Source organism: Methylobacterium goesingense, from assembly GCF_022179225.1.
GTDB lineage: Bacteria > Pseudomonadota > Alphaproteobacteria > Rhizobiales > Beijerinckiaceae > Methylobacterium > Methylobacterium goesingense.
In genome coordinates this window covers 1-16,590 of sequence record NZ_BPQL01000224.1, presented here as the reverse complement: position 1 = coordinate 16,590, position 16,590 = coordinate 1, and the positions used below count along the sequence as shown (strand labels likewise).

The following is a 16,590-nucleotide window of genomic DNA, read 5'->3' as shown; positions in this document are numbered from 1 at the left end:
CGGCCCCGAGGCCGTGCGCACGTCCCAAAGGCGCATGTAGTGGAGCAGCACCCGCGCCAGGACGCTCTTCAACCCGGTCGCATAGCCACCTTCGCGGAGGTAGACGTGCTGAAGGTCCCACGCATAGCGCATCGGGCTGTGGACGTAGGCGACGTGAACCTGTTCCGGCCCCGTGATGATGCCCTTCGCCACGGCATAACTCGACGAGATCACGAGATCGTACGTGGACAGGTCGAACTGCTCGATCGCCAGAGGCATCAGCGGCAAGTAGATCTGGTGGGTTTTCCGGATGAACGGCAGATTTTGGAGGAAGCTGACCCGCGTTTCTCCGAGTCCTATGCGCGCCCGCCCCTCATCCGGCAAGAAGTCGAAAAGCGAATACACGTCCGCCTGTGGGTAGCAGACGATGAGTTCGCCCAAGACCCGTTCGGCTCCGCCGACCACGTAGAGCCAGTCATGAACAATTGCCACGCGCATCAGACGACCTCTTGTTCATGATTATAATCAGGTTTCGCCGATGATTTCGCATCGCTGTCCGGGGTGCGATTACGCATCGTTTTTCCGGACAAGTCCGGGCGCGTCGGCCGGCGTGCTCAGCGGGGTGCCAGTTCTCGCAATGACGATTTCCCGGGCGAGGGCGAGATACTGGCGGCCGATGCTGTCCCAGGCGTAGCCCTCGGCCGTCGCGCGCGCACCGGCCCGGAGCGCCGCAACGTGGTCCGGGTCGGAGAGCGCCCGCGTGACCGCCGCCGCGATGTCGGCGGCTTCGGGCTTCACGAAGTACCCGTTGGTGCCCTCGACGAGGTATTCCTCGATGCCACCGACGGCGGTGGCGAGGATGGGGACCCCGCAGGCCATCGCCTCCATGCAGACGAGGGAGAAGGTCTCGTAGCTGGACGGCAGGACCAGGGCATCGGCGGCGGCGTAGAAGGCCGGCATGTCGGCGCGCGGGCCGGCGAAGATGACGTCGCCGGCCCGCGCCCCTGCGGAATCGCGGTAAGGCGCGGGATTGTCGGACCCGACGACGAGGAGCCGGTAGTCCGGACCAAGCCGGCACAGCGCCCCGATCACGTGCGCGAGCCCCTTGCGGCCGAATTCGTGACCGACGAAGAGCAGCACCCGCGCCTCGGCCGGAATACCGAACTCCGCCCGGATCGCCGGGCCGGCGACGAAGTCGTTCCGGAAACGGTCGAGGTCGATGCCGTTCGGAATTCTGCGGATCCGTTCGTCCGGCACCCCGTAACAGGCCCGCAGGTCCTGCCGGACGCGTTCCGAGATCGCGACGTAGCGGGCGTAGCGCAATCCGCCGATCATCCAGCGCTCGCGCAACGCCACCCAGAGATGCAGGGGGTTGAGGAGCCAGCGCCACTCCCCGTTCCGGCGCTTCTGCTGGAGGTTCACGGCGTTGATCGCGTGGACGACCAGGATGTCCCCGGCGAGGCTGTCCCCGTGGCTGATGACCAGGGCCGACCGGTGGCGCCGCAGGGCCACGGTGGCCGCGAGCGTGAAGGCCGGCACCACGATGGCGCGGCCGAGATAGCGCAGGGCCCCGCGCGTCACGATGCCGGAGAGCCAGGGGAGGACCCGTTCCACGCGGGTTCCGGCATCCACCGCCCCGTCGACGCGCGTCGCGATCACACGGTTCGGCGCTCCCATCCGGGCGAAGGTCCGCGCCAATTCGAAGGCGACGGTCTCGGCCCCGCCCGCCGCGCTCAGTTCCTGCACGACCTGCACGATCTCGAACGGCAGACCGACGGCGCTGGCCGTGGCGGCGGTGAGGGCGAGCGCGGATCGCGGACCGTCCCACTTCGAGATGGCGTGCGGTCTCACCGAGGGGTGCGTGGTCATTCCTGGACACTCCGTCCTTGCCCGGCGCCCGCATTCGCCCCGATTCGGGACGGGCGGCCGCACGTTCGAGCCTGCCCTGCAAATCCCGTGGCCTTTCGAAAATCACCGCAAGGAACGATGCGGACGCCGTCCGGCACGCGTCCGCCGCTGGAGGCCGCGACGATCCAAGCAAGTAAGTCTCTGATTTTTCGATAGAAACCGACTTTCTGGCGGGACTCGGAACCGCCTTTCGGCCGGCCCTCCGGCCTTGCCCTCGCGTCGCGGGGCCGCCCGATCCCGGAACGGGCCACCGGACCGGGCATCGGTCTTGCGCAGGAGCGTTGCCCCCCGAGGACCTGGCCATCAAAAAACCCGGGCCACCCCGGGATCCCGGCCATCCGAAAACCCGGGCCAGCCTCGGAATCAATCCGGGCACGAAGGGGCGGCCGATACGATGAGGAGCACGGGTGTTGCCAGCGAATTGTCCCCTGTGCGGCCGGCCGCCGAGCGGCATCATCAACAGCTACACGGCGCAGGAGGTGGCCGAGTTCTTCACGTCCCGTGTTCTCGGCCAGGAGCGCTGCGACCGGATGGAAGCGATCCTGCACAGGCTGTGGGGCAGCGACACGGTCAGGGTCGTGCGCTGCGACCCCTGCGCATTCGGTTATGCCGATCCGTTCGTGGCCGGGACGGCGGAGTTCTACCAACTCGAAGCGCCGGACACCCCCTACCCGCGCGACAAGTGGGAATACGCGCACACGCTGCGTCGGGTGTCCGACCGGCTCTCGCCGGAGGCCTCCCTCCTCGATATCGGCGCCGGCAAGGGATACTTCCTGTCGCGGCTGATCGATCGGGGCTGGAAGCCCGGCAACTTGATGGCGACGGAATTCTCGGTGTCCGGCGGGGAAGCCATCGCGCGGCTCGGGGTGGAATGCCGCCCCACCGATGTGAGGAGCCTGGACGGCGGCGGTCGGCGTTTCGACGCGATCACCATGTTCCAGGTGCTCGAGCATCTCGACGGGTATGACGGCCTGATGGAGGCCGTGGCGCGGCTGGCCAAGCCGGATGCCCACCTGTTCGTCGCGGTGCCCAACGGCGACCGGATCGCGTTCAACGAGCACAACGGGCTGCTGCCCGACTGTCCCCCGAACCATGTCTCGCGCTGGACCCCGAAGAGTTTCCAGGTCTTTGCCGACAAGTACGGCTGGACGCTCGAGGGCTGCGAACTGGAGCCCGCGCCGACGGTGGCAGGCGAGGCCGTCTACGGTGCCGTCAACCGGTTCATCCAGCGCTCCCACGTCCGGGGAACCTGGGCACGGGCGGTCTATGCCGGCAGCAGGCCGTTCCGGGGGCGGGTCAACAAGGCGGTCAAGGCGCTCGGCGTGGCGACATCCCCCGATGCGTGGGGCGCGGCGGCGACGGTCGCCCGCGCGGCTCGGGGCGGGGGCGGCGTTCCGCACGCGCTCTGGGCGCATCTGCGCAGGGCCGGTTGAGCGCCGTGACCGACAAGCAGCGATCGACCCTGAGGTTCGCCGCCCAGCTCATGCTCGGTGCGGTCGTGGGCAAGGTGCTCGGCTTCGTCCGGGAGATCCTGTTCGCGAAGCACCTCGGTGCCACCGCCGCCGCCGACAGCTTCCGGGCGGCAATGACGGCGGTGCTGCTGCCGATCGCGCCCCTCCAGGGCGACCTCATCCCGAGCACGCTCGTCCCGCTGTTCCTGGAATGGAGGCGGGAGGGGCGCTCGGTGCGGATGGCGTCGTCGCTGTGCATGGTCTTCACGGCGTCGGCGACGCTGCTCGCCGTTCTCATCGCGGTCTACGCGGAAGTGTATGTCGACCTCCTCCTCGGGGGCTTCAGCCCCGAGGCCAAGGCGATGACGGCCGCCTTCACGCGCGCCATGACGCCGGCGATGCCGGCCTCGGTCCTGATCGCCTATTTCGGCTGCGTCGAGATCGCCCTGGGCCGGAGCCGTATCACCTCGATCCGGCCCTCCGTTCAGAACGTCTCCGTCCTGATCGGCATCGGGGTGATGTCCTGGACCGGGGAGGTCATCGCGATCGCGTGGGCATTCACCGCAGGTCTGGTCCTCGTCGCTCTCTACGGCCTCGCCATGTTGTGGCGGGAGGGAGAGATCTCACCACGCGCCGTGCGGATCGGCAGCGGGTTCGAGGCTGTCGCCGTGTTCTTCCGTCGCGGCCGTCCGCTCCTGATCCAGCCGCTCGCGGAGCAGGGCAACACGCTCCTGGAGCGGATGCTGGCCAGTGCCCTGGCGGTCGGCACGATGGCGTCGCTCGACTACGCACGGACGATCACCGAGACGGTGTATTACGCGGTCAGCCAGCCGGTTGGTTACGTCGTCCTGGGCCATGAGAAGGCCATCGACCTGCGCGAGCGCGTCCGCGCCCTGTGCTCGCCCATCCTGCATCTTGCGCTGCCGGCCTCCGCGTTCGTGATCACGTTCGCTTCGGACATCACCGCGGTGGTCTTCGGGCGCGGCGCGTTCAAGGCCGAGGCGATCGCCTCCACCGCGCTGGCCATGCAGGGCATCGCCATCGGCCTGTGGGCCACGACGCTGGGCTGGATCCTGCTGCGGATGCTGAACGCCGATCAGCGCAACGGGACGGCGGCACGGATCCTGGCCTGCGCCTATGCCGCCAACATGATCGTCAACGTCGCGATGTACCGGTGGCTTGGCCTGTTCGGTCTCGGCCTCGGCGAGGCCATGCGTGGGCTGGTCCTCCTCGGCGGCACCGCGTACGCGCTGGGATGCACCGGCGTGCTGCTCCGCTTGATCGCGCGGGCCGCGCCCGTGACCCTGGCCCTCGCGGCGACCGGCCTCTTGCTCCAGTCGGGCGTCCACACGCCGTTGATGAGGCTCCTTGCTGGAACCGGCCTGTACGGCCTCGTACTGGTCCCCTGGCTGCTGTTCGGCGTGCCCGAGATGGCCTGGTTCAGGCACCGGGTCTTTTCGCGGTGGACGAAGTCGGAACCGCGCGTCACTGCGCCCGGTGACGCGGCGACCGCCGCCTGGGAAGCCCGGACGCTGCCGAACGAAGCCTCGGGGAACAGGGCGCCGTGATCCGGCGCAGGCGCCTGTTGGCTGTTGTCGCGTGCTGCGCCCTCGACCTCGCACGCTCCGGACCGGTGCGTGCGCAGGAACGCGCACCCGCCGCCCCGGCGGCGCATCGGGGGGAAACGCGTGCCCTGTCCCCCGGCGTGACCGTCAGGAACGCTCGAGACGTGCGCAACGGATGGGGTGTCAACGTTCCGAACACGCCGGACGCCGCCGAGCGCACCGCCGCCGCCCTCGCCTTCATCGGGACGCGCTGGGTTCGCCTGCAGTTCGACGGGAACACCAGCGCGGGGATCCGGGCGCTCCAGGAAGCCCTCCTCCGGCAAGGCGCCGCCGAACCGAACCTGAAGCTCCAGCTTCTCCTGAACGGCTACCGCAACGGCGCAGCCCTGAACACCTGGACCGCCCAGCAGCGCTGGATCCTCGACGACGTCCTGTCGATCAGGCGGCCCGACGGCCGCTCGGTCCTCGCCGCGATCGAGGGACCGAATGAGGTCAACAGCGGCAACGGCGGCGGCAGCCGGGGCCCCAACGACACCTTGGACAAGACCGGGGGGCAGGTCAGTACGTCCGACAACCCGGTGGCGAACGCGAATTTCGTCGACTGGGCGCGGCGCCTGTCGGACTTCCGCCACCAGAATGCGGATGCGTTGCGGGGCGTCGAGATCCTCAGCCCGACGATCCTCTACTTCTTCCCCGGCGACTGGTCCCGCGCCCTCGACGTTTCGCGCTACGTCGATTTCGGGACCTTTCACTATTACGCGGGCCCGAGCGGGACGGGGGGCGTACCGAGCTGGCCGCCGAACCCCGACAATTTTGCCCGCATGTACCGGTTCGCGCAGGCCGGCATCAGCCCCGGCAGGCCCCTGGTCCAGTCGGAGGGGGGCGCCTCCTCACACGCCGATGGAGGCTATGCGGCGGACGGCCGGAGCGGCGCGCGCTACCAACTGATGCAGATCCTGGATCATCACGCGATGGGCGGCCACCGCTACATGATCTACGACCTGTTCAACAATCCGCCCTCCACGAAGGGACGGGCGACCCGAGACCCGGAAGATAATTTTGGGCTGTACTACGGCGATTGGACGACGCCGAAGCCGGCGGCGGTGGCCCTGCACAATCTGTCCGACCTGCTCTCGCTCGGCAACAGCGCGCGCGATCCACGCAACCGCGCCGACACGAAGGCTTTCACCCCCGCCTACGATGCCGCAGGACTGAAGGTCTCCGGCCTGCGGGATGCCGGCTCGGCCGGCCATGCGCTGGTGATGCCGAAGAGCGACGGGAGTACGATCGTCGCCATCTGGAATGAACCGATGATCGACACCGGTGCCGGCGTCAGCGTCACTCCGACCGCCAACGCGATCGTCGTCGCGTTCGGCTCCGAAGAAACCTACCGCGTCTACGATCCGACCGGCGGGGGCGGCGTCGCGGATTTCGCTGCGCGCGCGACCACGCTCCCGATCGCCAGCGGCACCGGCCGGTCGGTCGCTCTCACGCTGTACGGAACGCCGCTGTTGATCGAACTGCGGAGCCGGGAGGCTCCCTGACGCCCGGGCCGCGCCGGCTGACGGAACCGCGCGGCGTGCCGATGGCCTCGACGACGCGTTCCCGTGGCCGGAAGCCTGCCCGGCATCGACGCGCCGGAGCCAACCGCGTCAGTCCCGGCGCCTCGCGAGCGCCCGCCCGATACCGATCAGCAGGGATTCCGCGCGGAGCCGCAGATCCGTATGGCCGCCCGACTTCAGCACGGCGTGGGCTTCGATGCAGCGATCGGCCGCGAGCGCGAGGCGATCGTCGGCGTCCTGATCCGGCGACGGGGCTGTGAGGAATGGATGCCCGTGACTGTCCGTCGTGTCGATGTAGGCTCCCAGTCCGTGCATGGCACCGTGCCCGTCCGCCTTGAGGAGGCCCCGGTTGAGAACCCAGCGGACCTGCCCGCCCTCGGTAAGGACCCTGAACTCGGCTGAGAAAGGACCGCCCGTCTGCCGGACCCGGCGGATGCGCTCGAAGACCCAGGGCCGATCATCGGGATGGGTTCGGGAGAGCGCGACCTCCATCGGGATCGGCTGGCCCGCGAGGCTGGCATTGCCCGCCAGAAGAGCGGCGGCGCCCTCGTCGAGAATGGATCGGCCGGCCGCCACGTTCGTATTCCAAACGCCGACCAATCCTGCCGCACGCAGCGCGGGCACCGCCGACGCAATCGACAACATCTAATCCGTATCCCCGGCAACACCTACGGAAATCGAAAGAAGAATTATGTGGCGACGCCGCGAAAAAACATCAGCCCAACAAATAAATGTTACCACCGCCTCCATCCAGGAACATTTATAAAAATGCCTCGCAGAAGTCTCTATTCAGAATCACAGCGGATATACATGATCTGAATCGATCAGGCCGCACGACAAAAGGACGAGATTTGCGAGCCATCGCTCGGGGGCGTGGTACGCCCGCGTCGATCGAAAAAGCCCCGGTCGTCACAGGCATGCGCGGAAAGCGCCCGGACCGACGCAATGGAGCCGGGCGCGGCACGACGAATCGTCCGCTCCAGTCCCGTCGCACGACCATTCCGATCCTGGCGGGCCCCTCCCCTGCCGTGCCGGGCCGGCATGCGCGGGGCCCCGGCCGGGAACGTCCTTCAGCGGGTCACGTAGACCTGAGTGCCGACCGAGACGCGCTCATAGAGGTCGACCACATCCTGATTGTACATGCGGATGCAGCCGTAGGACGCGTAGGTGCCGATGGAGTTCGGGCGGTTGGTCCCGTGGATGGCGTACTCGCCGCCCGCGAGGGTCAGCGCGGCCGAACCCATCGGGTTGGAGGGCGAACCGCCGGCGATCACGGCGGGCAGGCGCGGGTTGTCGCGCTTGACCTCGCGGGGCGGAGCCCATGCGGGCTCGACGTACTTTCCGTCGATCCGGGTGGCGCCGCTCCACTGCTTACCGGGCTTGCCCACCGCGACGGGATATCGGATCGCGGTGCCGTCCCCGTTCACGAGATAGAGCCGGCGCTCCGAGGTCCGCACCACGATGGTGCCGGGCATGACGCCGTCCTGGAAGGCCACGACCTCGCGGGCCACGGCCGACCCTCCCGAGACGCCGAGACCGAGCATCAAGCCCGCCGCGAGTACAGATCCCATTCCCTGACGCACCATGACCCGACATCCCCGTAAGCGTGACCGTTCGACCCGCCGATAATCCGCGGCGCGGGGTTGTCGTTCCGGTAAGGCGAAGCCGGGACTTGAGGTTATCCGGGGTGTATCGCCGGATGCGGTAAAGCGATGGCGCGTCTTTCAGAACAAAGCCGCGCCGTTGCTTTCAGAATTCGTTGACCCTGCGGGAATCGACGCTTTCCGCGGCGATCAGCGCTCGATCAGCGGCATGCCGGTCCCGAGGCGCGCCTGCCACCCGTGCCGGACAAGCTCCGGATCGGCATGCTCTTCCACCGGATAGCCGACGCAGAGATAGGACACGAGGTGCCAGGCACAGGGCACCGCGAGGGTCTCGCAGACCATGTCAGGCTCCAGGATCGAGACCCAACCCACGCCGAGCCCCTGCGCACGAGCGGCGAGCCAGAAGGTCTGGATCGCGGTGACGACCGAGTAGCGCAGCATCTCCGGCATGGTGGCGCGGCCGAGGCCGTGACCGGTCGCCGTGTCCTCGTCGCAGAACACCGCGAGGTGGATCGGCGCGTCGCGCAGGCCGGCGAGCTTCAGACGGACATAGGCCTCCCGGCGCTCGGCCTCGTAGCCGGCTGCCGCCTGCGCGTTGCAGCGCTCGAAGCTCGCGATCACGCGGGCCCGCCGAGCCGGATCGGAGACCCGCACGAAGCGCCAGGGCTGGCTGTTGCCGACGGACGGGCTGAGCGTGGCGAGGTCGAGGCAGGCGCGCAAAAGGGACTCGTCCACCGGATCGGGGCGGAAGCGGCGCACGTCGCGGCGCCACGCGAACAGCTCCGCGAGCGTCTGACGAAAAGCCGCGTCGAAGCTGACCACGATCCGTCTCCCGCGGGGAGCCGCCCCGTGCCTTGCGTGGGGGGTTCTCGCCGGAGACGGATCATCCGGCAAGGGACAAAAAAAGGGACAAAAAAAGGGACAAAAAAGGGCCGCACTCCGAGGAGGCGGCCTGAAGTCCTTGGGTCTCGAAACCTCTGGAATGTCGGTCCCGCCTGACCGGGCGCCGGCCGAAGAGCTGGGGAGCCGGTAGATCGGACGCCGCGCCGGAGACGGGATCGACGAAGTTTCGGCCACAGGGATCGCGTTTCATCAAGGCCGGCGCGGGGCCTGATGGCGGCGAAATCGTGATGATGTGTTTCCGCTCCGCACACTAATTCGGCACCCTTGCGGGGGCTCTGGCGCGACACCATGATGACGATCCAGACTCGGACCAGGAGCGACGATGACCGAGAGAACCGGTGCCGACCCGCGATTGCCCGAGCCTCCCGCCCGGGTCATCCCCTTCCCCGCAGCGCCGGTGACCCCGCAGATCGCCTTCGACCGCGCCGAGCTGCGCACCCTCTTCAACCTCTACGGACGGATGGTTTCCCAGGGCGAATGGCGCGACTACGCCCTCGATTTCCGGCGCGACAAGGCGGTGTTCTCGATCTATCGCCGCAGCTCGGAGATGCCGCTCTACCGCGTCGAGAAGGACCCGAAGCTCGCCCGGCGCCAGGGCGCCTATGCGGTGGTGGCCGCCTCGGGGCTGGTGATGAAGCGCGGTACCGACCTCGCCAGGGTGCTCGCCGTGCTGGAACCGCCTTTGAGGGCCGTTTGACCGGGCACGCCCCGCGCCGAGGGCGGCGCGCTGTTCCTACGACGCCAGACAGCGAAAAGGCCCCGGCGGTGTCCCGCCGGGGCCTTCTTCATTCTTGGTCAGTCACCGGGTCGCTTAGCGGCGATCGCCGAGGAGCGAGAGCAGCATCTGGAACATGTTGATGAAGTCCAGGTACAGCGTCAGGGCGCCGTTCACCGAAAGCTTGGCCGCGCCCTCGGCATCGGCGCCGCTGTAGAGGAACATCTCCTTGAGCTTCTGCGTGTCGTAGGCGGTGAGGCCCGCGAAGATCAGGACGCCGATCACCGAGATCGCGAACTGAAGCGCCGAAGAGGCGAGGAAGATGTTCACCAGCGAGGCGATGATGAGACCGATCAGGCCCATCACCAGGAACGAGCCCATGCCCGACAGGCTGCGCTTGGTGGTGTAGCCGTAGAGGCTGAGGCCACCGAACGTCGCCGCCGTGATGAAGAACACCCGCACGACGCTCGCACCCGTGAACACGAGCAGGAGCGAGGACATCGAAGCGCCCATCACCGCCGCGAAGGCGAAGAAGGTCAGGCGCGCCGAGGCGGCGGACATCCGGTCCATCCGCATCGAGAAGATGAAGATGAAGGCGAGCGGCGCCAGCATGATCACCCACTTGAGCGGGCTGGTGTAGAGGAGCTGGCCGAAGGGGGTCAGCGCGACGCGGCCCGTCGCGGTCTGGGCGACGGCGGCCATGTTCAGGCCCAGCGCCACGAGACCGGAGATCCCGAGGCCGATGACCATGTTGTTGTAGACGCCCAGCATGAAGGTGCGCAGGCCCTGGTCGATCTCGACCTGGCTGCCGGCGTACCCGGTCGGCTGAGCGCCGTACCGGAAGGGGCTGTTATCGAATGCCATGGGAGTTTCCCTTGGAAGCTCTCTCAGCGTGTGATTTCGGAATGAGGCTCACGCACACGACCTCTGGCGCCATGCGACGCCTCGCACCGAAATATGTTCGGTCACGCTGTTCCGCACAAGGGGGCGGCCAAGGCTGGAGGGGCCAAATCGCACCCCGCTATGCTGGTATTTTGTTCGCTTCGACAGGGATTAAAACGCTCCCTGACCCATCGATAATTACAGAATGTTCACGATCAACCAAGGCGCGGTGCCGGTCCGGCACTGGCGCCGAGGGGTCAACTCGCCCACGCGGAATCCGGGAGGCCAAGCCGTCGCGCGTCTTTGGCGACGGCCCGGGTCCGCGTCAGGAAGCGACCTTGTCGAGGCAGCATTTCTTGAACTTCTTGCCGCTGCCGCAGGGGCACGGATCGTTGCGGCCGACATTCTTCATGGGGTTGCGCACGGGCTGCCCGACGCCCTCGGCGGTCCAGGCCAGGGCGGCGATGGGATCGTCGAGTATTCCGAAGCGGTGGGCATCGAAGCGTGTCAGGTCGTCGGGTCGCGCCTCCGCGTGCCGCAGGGTCTTGGCGAACCAGGGCGGATCGCTGAACTCGTCGCTCAAGCGCTCCTCGCGGCGCGCCGCCTGGACGCGGGGCTCCAGCTCGCGCAGGCCCAGGAGCGCGATGGCCTCCTCCCAGCCGGCCCAGGCAATGTCGCCCTCGACAGCGGCGCGCTTCTCGTCGAAGCGCACGAGCAGGTCGCGCGTCTGCTCGCGGGGAACCCGCCCGGTCTTTGTCAGATAGGTCAAGGCCGCGAAGCCCTCGAAGCGCACCGCGCCGTCGCTCGTGCTGTCGACCAGCAGGGCGCCGAGCGGCGCGATGTCGCCGTCGAAGACGCTGACCAGGATCTTGGTCATGGTCTCCGTCAGGGCGTCGCCGAACAGGAGGTCGAGGATCTCCCCGTCCAGGCGCAGCAGCCGCGCCAGGGGCTCGAACACCCGCGTGTCGCGGGCGCCGGCGAGCACGTGCAAGCCCCAGAACAGCAGGTTGGCGTCAGGATCCTCGAGTTCGGCGCCGTCCGCGGCCCGCACGATTGCATCGAGCACCGCGTCGGCGATCGTGTCGGGCTCCGCCAGGGCCACGCGCATCTCGGAGAACGGGAGGTGCCTGGCCGCCGAGAGCGCGGAGACGAGAGCCGGATCGAGCATCGGTGGCTTTCCGTGTCAGGAGCGCAGGGTCGCGCCGGTCTTGCGGCCGACCTCGGCCACGATCCGGGCGGTGACCGCCTCGATCTCGGCATCGGTCAGGGTGCGCTCCACGGGCTGGAGCCGCACCGCGATCGCCACCGACTTCGAACCCTCCGGAATGCCGACACCCTCGTAGATGTCGAACACGTCGATCCCCGTGATCAGCTTGCGCTCGGCCCCTTGGGCGGCCTTGACCACGTCCCCGGCGGCGACGTCGCGACCGACCACGAAGGCGAAGTCGCGCGAGATCGGCTGGAAGTCGGACAGGTGCAGGGCCGGCTTGACCTTGGTCGGACGGTATTTCGGGAGCGGCACCGCGTCGAGGGTGATCTCGAAGGCGACGAACTGGCCCTTCAGGTCGAGGGCCTTCATCACGCGCGGGTGCACCTCGCCAAAGAACCCGACCGGGTTCTTCGGTCCGAACTGCAGGGTACCCGAGCGGCCGGGATGCAGCCAGGCGGGACCGCCGGCCACGACCTGCAGGCCGCCGGCCGGAACCCCGAAGGTCGCCAGAAGCGCCAGCGCGTCGGCCTTGGCATCGAAGGCGTCGACCGCACCGGCGCCCCCGTCCCAGTGGCGGCCGGCGCCCGCATGGGTCGCGCTGCCCCGGCGGATCGCCGCCGCCCGGATGGTCTGTCCCTCGGGCTGGTCGGTGGCGAAGCACTGGCCGACCTCGAACAGCGCGACATCGGCGCTGCCCCTGTCGGCGTTGCGCTGGGCGGCGCGCAGCAGGCCCGGCACGAGGCTCGGGCGCATGTCGGAGAGGTCGGCCGCGATGGGATTGGCGAGGGCCAGGTCCGCGCCGCCGCCGCCGAACAACACGGCGTCGTCGTGCGGGATGAACGACCAGGTCACCGCCTCGACGAGGCCACGGCTGGCGAGTGCGCGTTTGGCCTGCCGGGTGCGCTTCTGCATCACGGTGAGGACCGGCTTGCCCACGGCCGCCTCCATGCGCGGCAGGGGCTTAGGCTCGATCCGGTCGAGGCCCGCGATGCGCACGATCTCCTCGACGAGGTCGGCCTTACCCTCCACGTCCGGGCGCCAGGAAGGGGTGAGCACCTTCACGCGGTCGCCCGTGCCGGCCACGTGGAAGCCCAGCGCCTCCAGGGTCACCTTCATCTCGGCGCGGGAGAGTTCGATGCCGGCGAGGCGGCGGGTCTCGGTCCAGGGGAAGTCGATGACGCGCTCGATGGCCGGGGGCTCGCCCACGATCACGGGCTCGCTCGGCGTGCCGCCGCAGATCTCGAGGACGAGGCGGGTGGCGAGGTCGAGGCCCGGAAGGGTGTAGGCCGGATCGACGCCGCGCTCGAAGCGGTAGCGCGCATCGGTGATGATGCCGAGGCGCCGGCCGGACTGGGCGATATTGACGGGGTCCCAGAGGGCCGATTCGATGAGCACGTCGACGGTGTCCGCGTCGCAGCCGGAGGCCTCGCCGCCGATGATGCCGCCGATGGATTCCGGCCCGTTGGCATCCGCGATGACCACGCTGTCGCCGGTGAGCGTGTAGGTCCGCCCGTCGAGGGCCTTCAGGGTCTCGCCCTCCTGGGCGCGGCGCACCACGAGGCCGCCCTGGACCTTGGCGGCATCGAAGACGTGGAGGGGGCGGCCCCGGTCGAAGGTCAGGTAATTGGTGATGTCGACCAGCGCGTTGATCGGGCGCAGGCCGATGGCGCGCAGGCGCCTCTGCATCCAGTCCGGCGACGGGCCGTTCTTGACGCCGCGCACGAGGCGCAGGGTGAAGTAGGGGCACAGACCCCGATCGTGGGCCTCGAAATCGAGGGTGACCGTCACGGGGCATGCGCCCTCCCCGCGTACCGGCGGCTGTGGCTCGCGCTTGAGGCCGCCGAGTCCGGTGGCGGCGAGATCGCGCGCGATGCCGTGGATCGCGGTGCAGTCGGGCCGGTTCGGCGTGAGGTTGATCTCGATGACGGGATCGTCGAGCCGGGCGTAGAGGGCGTAGGGCTGGCCCGTGGGCGCGTCCTCCGGAAGATCGAGGATGCCGCTCGCCTCCTCGCCGAGGCCGAGTTCGGCCCCCGAACACAGCATGCCGAGGCTCTCGACGCCGCGGATGGTGCCGACCGCCAGGGTCTTGTCGAGACCCGGCACGTAGGTGCCGGGCGGGGCGAACACCGTCTTCATCCCGGCCCGGGCGTTGGGGGCCCCGCACACCACCTGCACGGGACGGCCGTCGCCGGCATCCACCGTGCAGACGCGCAGGCGGTGGGCGTTCGGATGCTGCTCGGCGGTCAGCACCTGGGCGACCACGAAGGGCTTCAAGAGCGCGGCCTTGTCCTCGACGCCCTCGACCTCCAGGCCGATCCGCGTCAGCGTCTCGGCGATGGTGTCCAGGGAGGCCTCGGCGTCGAGGTGGTCCTTGAGCCAGGAGAGGGTGAACTTCATTGCTTGCGTCCCTCGGCGACCCGGGACCCGTCCGCGCGGGAGGATCCGTCGCCCATCAGGATGGAGAGGTGAGGCCCGGTTCCACCGGACCTGGACGGCGCGTCAGCTCGTCAGCCCGGCCACCAGGCTCGGAATGTCGAGGGGCCGGAAGCCGTAATGGTCGAGCCAGCGCACATCCGCCTCGAAGAACGGGCGCAGGTCCGGCATGCCGTACTTCAGCATCGCGATGCGGTCGATGCCCACCCCGAAGGCGAAGCCCTGGACGCTGTCGGGATCGAGGCCACAGTTCCGCAGCACGTTGGGGTGGACCATGCCGCAACCGAGGATCTCGAGCCAGTCGGTGCCCTCGCCGAAGCGGATCTCGCCGCCCTTGCGCGAACACTGGATGTCGACCTCCGCCGAGGGCTCGGTGAAGGGGAAGAACGAGGGCCGGAAGCGCATCTTCACCGTCTCGACCTCGAAGAAGCTGCGGCAGAACTCCTCCAGCACCCATTTCAGGTTGGCGATGTTGGCGGCCTTGTCGATGACCAGCCCCTCGACCTGATGGAACATCGGCGTGTGGGTCTGGTCGGAATCGTGCCGGTAGGTGCGGCCCGGGCAGATCACTCGGATCGGCGGCGCCTGCGTCCGCATGGTCCGGATCTGCACCGGCGAGGTGTGGGTGCGCAGCACCTTGCGCTGCCCGTTGCGGTCGGGAGCCAGGAAGAAGGTGTCGTGCATCTCGCGGGCCGGGTGGCCGGGCGGGAAGTTGAGGGCGGTGAAGTTGTAGTCGTCGGTCTCGATGTCGGGGCCTTCGGCCACCGAGAAGCCCATATCGGCGAAGATCGCGGTGATCTCGTCCATGACCTGGCTGATCGGGTGGATGCGCCCGCGCGCCTCGGGGGCTTCCCGCACCGGCAGGGTCACGTCGATGCGCTCGGCCGCGAGGCGGGCGGCCAGCGCCGCCTCCGCCAGGGCCTCGCGCCGGGTCGCCAGCGCACCCTGCACCCGGTCGCGCAGGCCGTTGATGAGGGGGCCGCGCGCCTTGCGCTCGTCGGGCGTCATCGCCCCGAGGGTCTTCAGGAGTTCGGAGACCGACCCCTTCTTGCCGAGTGCCGCGACGCGCACGGCCTCCAGCGCGGCCTCGTCGGACGCGTCCGCGACCTGCCGCAGCAGATCGCCTTCGAGGGTGTCGAGATCGGTCATCGGTTCAACTCACCGGCTGCGGCGGCGGCGATCGGGAGGGATCGGCCGGGCTCGGTCATTCGGATGTCGCGTGGGGTTTTGCGGGTCGCGCCTTGCAATGCAAGCGGTCGCGTCCGGAAAAGCCCGGCCGATCGCCTGAAAATGCTCGCAACCGGAAAACATCAAAGGCGCGGCGCCCCCGGGGGACGCCGCGCCTTTGATGAAGATCTGCGCTCGGCCCGGGGCGAGCCCGGCTCGCCTCAGACCGTCCGCGACTCAGGCGGCCTTGGCGGCCGGGAGGGCGGCCTTGGCCAACTCGACCACCGCCGCGAAGGAGGCGGGCTCGTGGATGGCGAGCTCGGACAGAGCCTTGCGGTCCACCTCGATGCCGGACTTCGACAGACCGTTGATGAAGCGCGAATAGGTCAGGCCATGCTCGCGCACGGCGGCGTTGAGGCGCTGGATCCAGAGGGCGCGGAACGTGCGCTTCTTGTTCTTCCGATCGCGGTAGGCATACTGCATGCCCTTCTCGACCGCCTGCTTGGCGATCCGGATCGTATTCTTGCGGCGGCCGTAATAACCACGGGCGGCCTTGAGGACTTTCTTGTGCTTCGCGTGACTGGTCACGCCGCGCTTGACGCGGGCCATGGGAGTTCTCCTGGATTACGAAAAAAGCAGTGTCGGCGTCGTGAAGGCTTACCGGCTGTTGGGCAGGAAGTACTTCTTCACGTTGGCAGCATCGCCCTCGAACAGGGTGGTGGTGCCGCGCAGGTTGCGGATCTGCTTCGTCGTCCGCTTGATCATCCCGTGGCGCTTGCCGGCCTGGGCGTACATGACCTTGCCGGTGCCGGTGATCTTGAAGCGCTTCTTCGCGCCCGACTTGGTTTTCAGCTTGGGCATTTGGCTCTCCTGAACGCGCAGCGGCTCCGATCCGGTTCGGATCGAAGAGATGCGCTCGGTTGATGCTTCTGATGGAGCAGCACGAACCGCCACGGCAGCCCGATCGGCCGGGCGGTTCAACGCGAGGGGGCGTATGACAGAAAAGAGACGCGGGTTCAATGCCAACTCTCCCGTCAACTCTCCCGCCAACTCCCCCGGCCACGTCTACAGCCGGGAACGGGGCGAAGGCGGGCCCCGGAAATTCCCGGCCGAATGCGCTTCGGGATTGCTTGACAGCCCAGGGCACTGAACCTACACCCCCGACACCGCCGGAAACGGGGCGGGACGTCAAGCGGGCGTAGCTCAGTCGG

15 protein-coding genes are annotated in these 16,590 nt (G+C 68.5%); 4 read left to right on the top strand and 11 right to left on the bottom strand.

Features of this window, described 5'->3' with window-relative positions; genetic code table 11:
- Positions 1–477 (bottom strand): glycosyltransferase family protein (locus MFF30_RS25340; protein ID WP_506289934.1); only part of this gene is annotated, 477 nt, incomplete at its 3' end.
- A gap of 69 nt (positions 478–546) precedes the next feature.
- Positions 547–1,848: a glycosyltransferase family 4 protein gene (locus tag MFF30_RS25335; protein ID WP_306424606.1), complete on the bottom strand. Its 1,302-nt coding sequence runs from the start codon at positions 1,846–1,848 to the stop codon at positions 547–549.
- 518 nt (positions 1,849–2,366) lie between these two features.
- On the opposite strand from MFF30_RS25335, the gene MFF30_RS25330 reads away from it, so the two are divergent.
- The 3 genes from MFF30_RS25330 to MFF30_RS25320 all read left to right on the top strand — a co-directional run bounded on the left by MFF30_RS25330 (position 2,367) and on the right by MFF30_RS25320 (position 6,447).
- On the top strand, positions 2,367–3,320 hold the full coding sequence (locus tag MFF30_RS25330) for a class I SAM-dependent methyltransferase (protein WP_238282990.1): 954 nt from the start codon (positions 2,367–2,369) through the stop codon (positions 3,318–3,320).
- A gap of 5 nt (positions 3,321–3,325) precedes the next feature.
- Positions 3,326–4,906: a lipid II flippase MurJ gene (locus MFF30_RS25325; protein ID WP_238282989.1), complete on the top strand. Its 1,581-nt coding sequence runs from the start codon at positions 3,326–3,328 to the stop codon at positions 4,904–4,906.
- Between the two features lie 161 nt (positions 4,907–5,067).
- Positions 5,068–6,447, top strand: coding sequence for a hypothetical protein (locus MFF30_RS25320; protein WP_238282988.1), 1,380 nt, complete (start codon positions 5,068–5,070; stop codon positions 6,445–6,447).
- Between the two features lie 108 nt (positions 6,448–6,555).
- On the opposite strand, the gene MFF30_RS25315 is transcribed toward MFF30_RS25320, so the two are convergent.
- The 3 genes from MFF30_RS25315 to bluB all read right to left on the bottom strand — a co-directional run bounded on the left by MFF30_RS25315 (position 6,556) and on the right by bluB (position 8,891).
- Positions 6,556–7,041 (bottom strand): PAS domain-containing protein, encoded by a 486-nt coding sequence (locus MFF30_RS25315; RefSeq protein ID WP_238282987.1) that lies wholly within the window; start codon positions 7,039–7,041, stop codon positions 6,556–6,558.
- A 494-nt stretch (positions 7,042–7,535) separates the two neighbouring features.
- Entirely contained in the window at positions 7,536–8,036 is a 501-nt protein-coding gene (locus MFF30_RS25310) for a L,D-transpeptidase (RefSeq protein ID WP_238282986.1), read from the bottom strand.
- Between the two features lie 222 nt (positions 8,037–8,258).
- Positions 8,259–8,891 (bottom strand): 5,6-dimethylbenzimidazole synthase, encoded by a 633-nt coding sequence (bluB, locus tag MFF30_RS25305; protein WP_238282985.1) that lies wholly within the window; start codon positions 8,889–8,891, stop codon positions 8,259–8,261.
- A 403-nt stretch (positions 8,892–9,294) separates the two neighbouring features.
- Between bluB and MFF30_RS25300 the strand changes: the two genes are divergently transcribed.
- On the top strand, positions 9,295–9,669 hold the full coding sequence (locus tag MFF30_RS25300; protein WP_238282984.1) for a DUF2794 domain-containing protein: 375 nt from the start codon (positions 9,295–9,297) through the stop codon (positions 9,667–9,669).
- Between the two features lie 114 nt (positions 9,670–9,783).
- Here MFF30_RS25300 and MFF30_RS25295 read toward each other — a convergent pair whose 3' ends face one another.
- The 6 genes from MFF30_RS25295 to rpmI all read right to left on the bottom strand — a co-directional run bounded on the left by MFF30_RS25295 (position 9,784) and on the right by rpmI (position 16,240).
- A complete protein-coding gene (locus MFF30_RS25295; protein ID WP_238282983.1) occupies positions 9,784–10,551 on the bottom strand; it encodes a Bax inhibitor-1/YccA family protein in 768 nt (255 codons plus the stop codon).
- Between the two features lie 343 nt (positions 10,552–10,894).
- The gene (locus MFF30_RS25290) at positions 10,895–11,737 is read right to left on the bottom strand and encodes a DUF1186 domain-containing protein (protein ID WP_238282982.1); all 843 of its coding nucleotides are present in this window, start codon (positions 11,735–11,737) and stop codon (positions 10,895–10,897) included.
- Between the two features lie 15 nt (positions 11,738–11,752).
- The gene (gene pheT, locus MFF30_RS25285) at positions 11,753–14,176 is read right to left on the bottom strand and encodes a phenylalanine--tRNA ligase subunit beta (protein WP_238282981.1); all 2,424 of its coding nucleotides are present in this window, start codon (positions 14,174–14,176) and stop codon (positions 11,753–11,755) included.
- A gap of 102 nt (positions 14,177–14,278) precedes the next feature.
- Positions 14,279–15,361 (bottom strand): phenylalanine--tRNA ligase subunit alpha, encoded by a 1,083-nt coding sequence (gene pheS / locus MFF30_RS25280; RefSeq protein ID WP_238282979.1) that lies wholly within the window; start codon positions 15,359–15,361, stop codon positions 14,279–14,281.
- Between the two features lie 255 nt (positions 15,362–15,616).
- A complete protein-coding gene (gene rplT, locus MFF30_RS25275) occupies positions 15,617–15,988 on the bottom strand; it encodes a 50S ribosomal protein L20 (RefSeq protein WP_055955353.1) in 372 nt (123 codons plus the stop codon).
- Between the two features lie 48 nt (positions 15,989–16,036).
- Entirely contained in the window at positions 16,037–16,240 is a 204-nt protein-coding gene (gene rpmI, locus MFF30_RS25270; RefSeq protein ID WP_018044555.1) for a 50S ribosomal protein L35, read from the bottom strand.
- Between the last annotated feature and the right edge of the window lie 350 nt (positions 16,241–16,590).

What these genes read in the sequence shown, in the direction of transcription:
- MFF30_RS25335 (WP_306424606.1), bottom strand. Translation starts at nt 1,848, where the DNA reads ATGACCACGCACCCCTCGGTGAGACCGCACGCCATCTCGAAGTGGGAC.
- MFF30_RS25310 (WP_238282986.1), bottom strand. Translation starts at nt 8,036, where the DNA reads ATGGGATCTGTACTCGCGGCGGGCTTGATGCTCGGTCTCGGCGTCTCG.
- MFF30_RS25300 (WP_238282984.1), top strand. Translation starts at nt 9,295, where the DNA reads ATGACCGAGAGAACCGGTGCCGACCCGCGATTGCCCGAGCCTCCCGCC.
- MFF30_RS25295 (WP_238282983.1), bottom strand. Translation starts at nt 10,551, where the DNA reads ATGGCATTCGATAACAGCCCCTTCCGGTACGGCGCTCAGCCGACCGGG.
- MFF30_RS25290 (WP_238282982.1), bottom strand. Translation starts at nt 11,737, where the DNA reads ATGCTCGATCCGGCTCTCGTCTCCGCGCTCTCGGCGGCCAGGCACCTC.
- pheT (WP_238282981.1), bottom strand. Translation starts at nt 14,176, where the DNA reads ATGAAGTTCACCCTCTCCTGGCTCAAGGACCACCTCGACGCCGAGGCC.
- pheS (WP_238282979.1), bottom strand. Translation starts at nt 15,361, where the DNA reads ATGACCGATCTCGACACCCTCGAAGGCGATCTGCTGCGGCAGGTCGCG.
- rplT (WP_055955353.1), bottom strand. Translation starts at nt 15,988, where the DNA reads ATGGCCCGCGTCAAGCGCGGCGTGACCAGTCACGCGAAGCACAAGAAA.
- rpmI (WP_018044555.1), bottom strand. Translation starts at nt 16,240, where the DNA reads ATGCCCAAGCTGAAAACCAAGTCGGGCGCGAAGAAGCGCTTCAAGATC.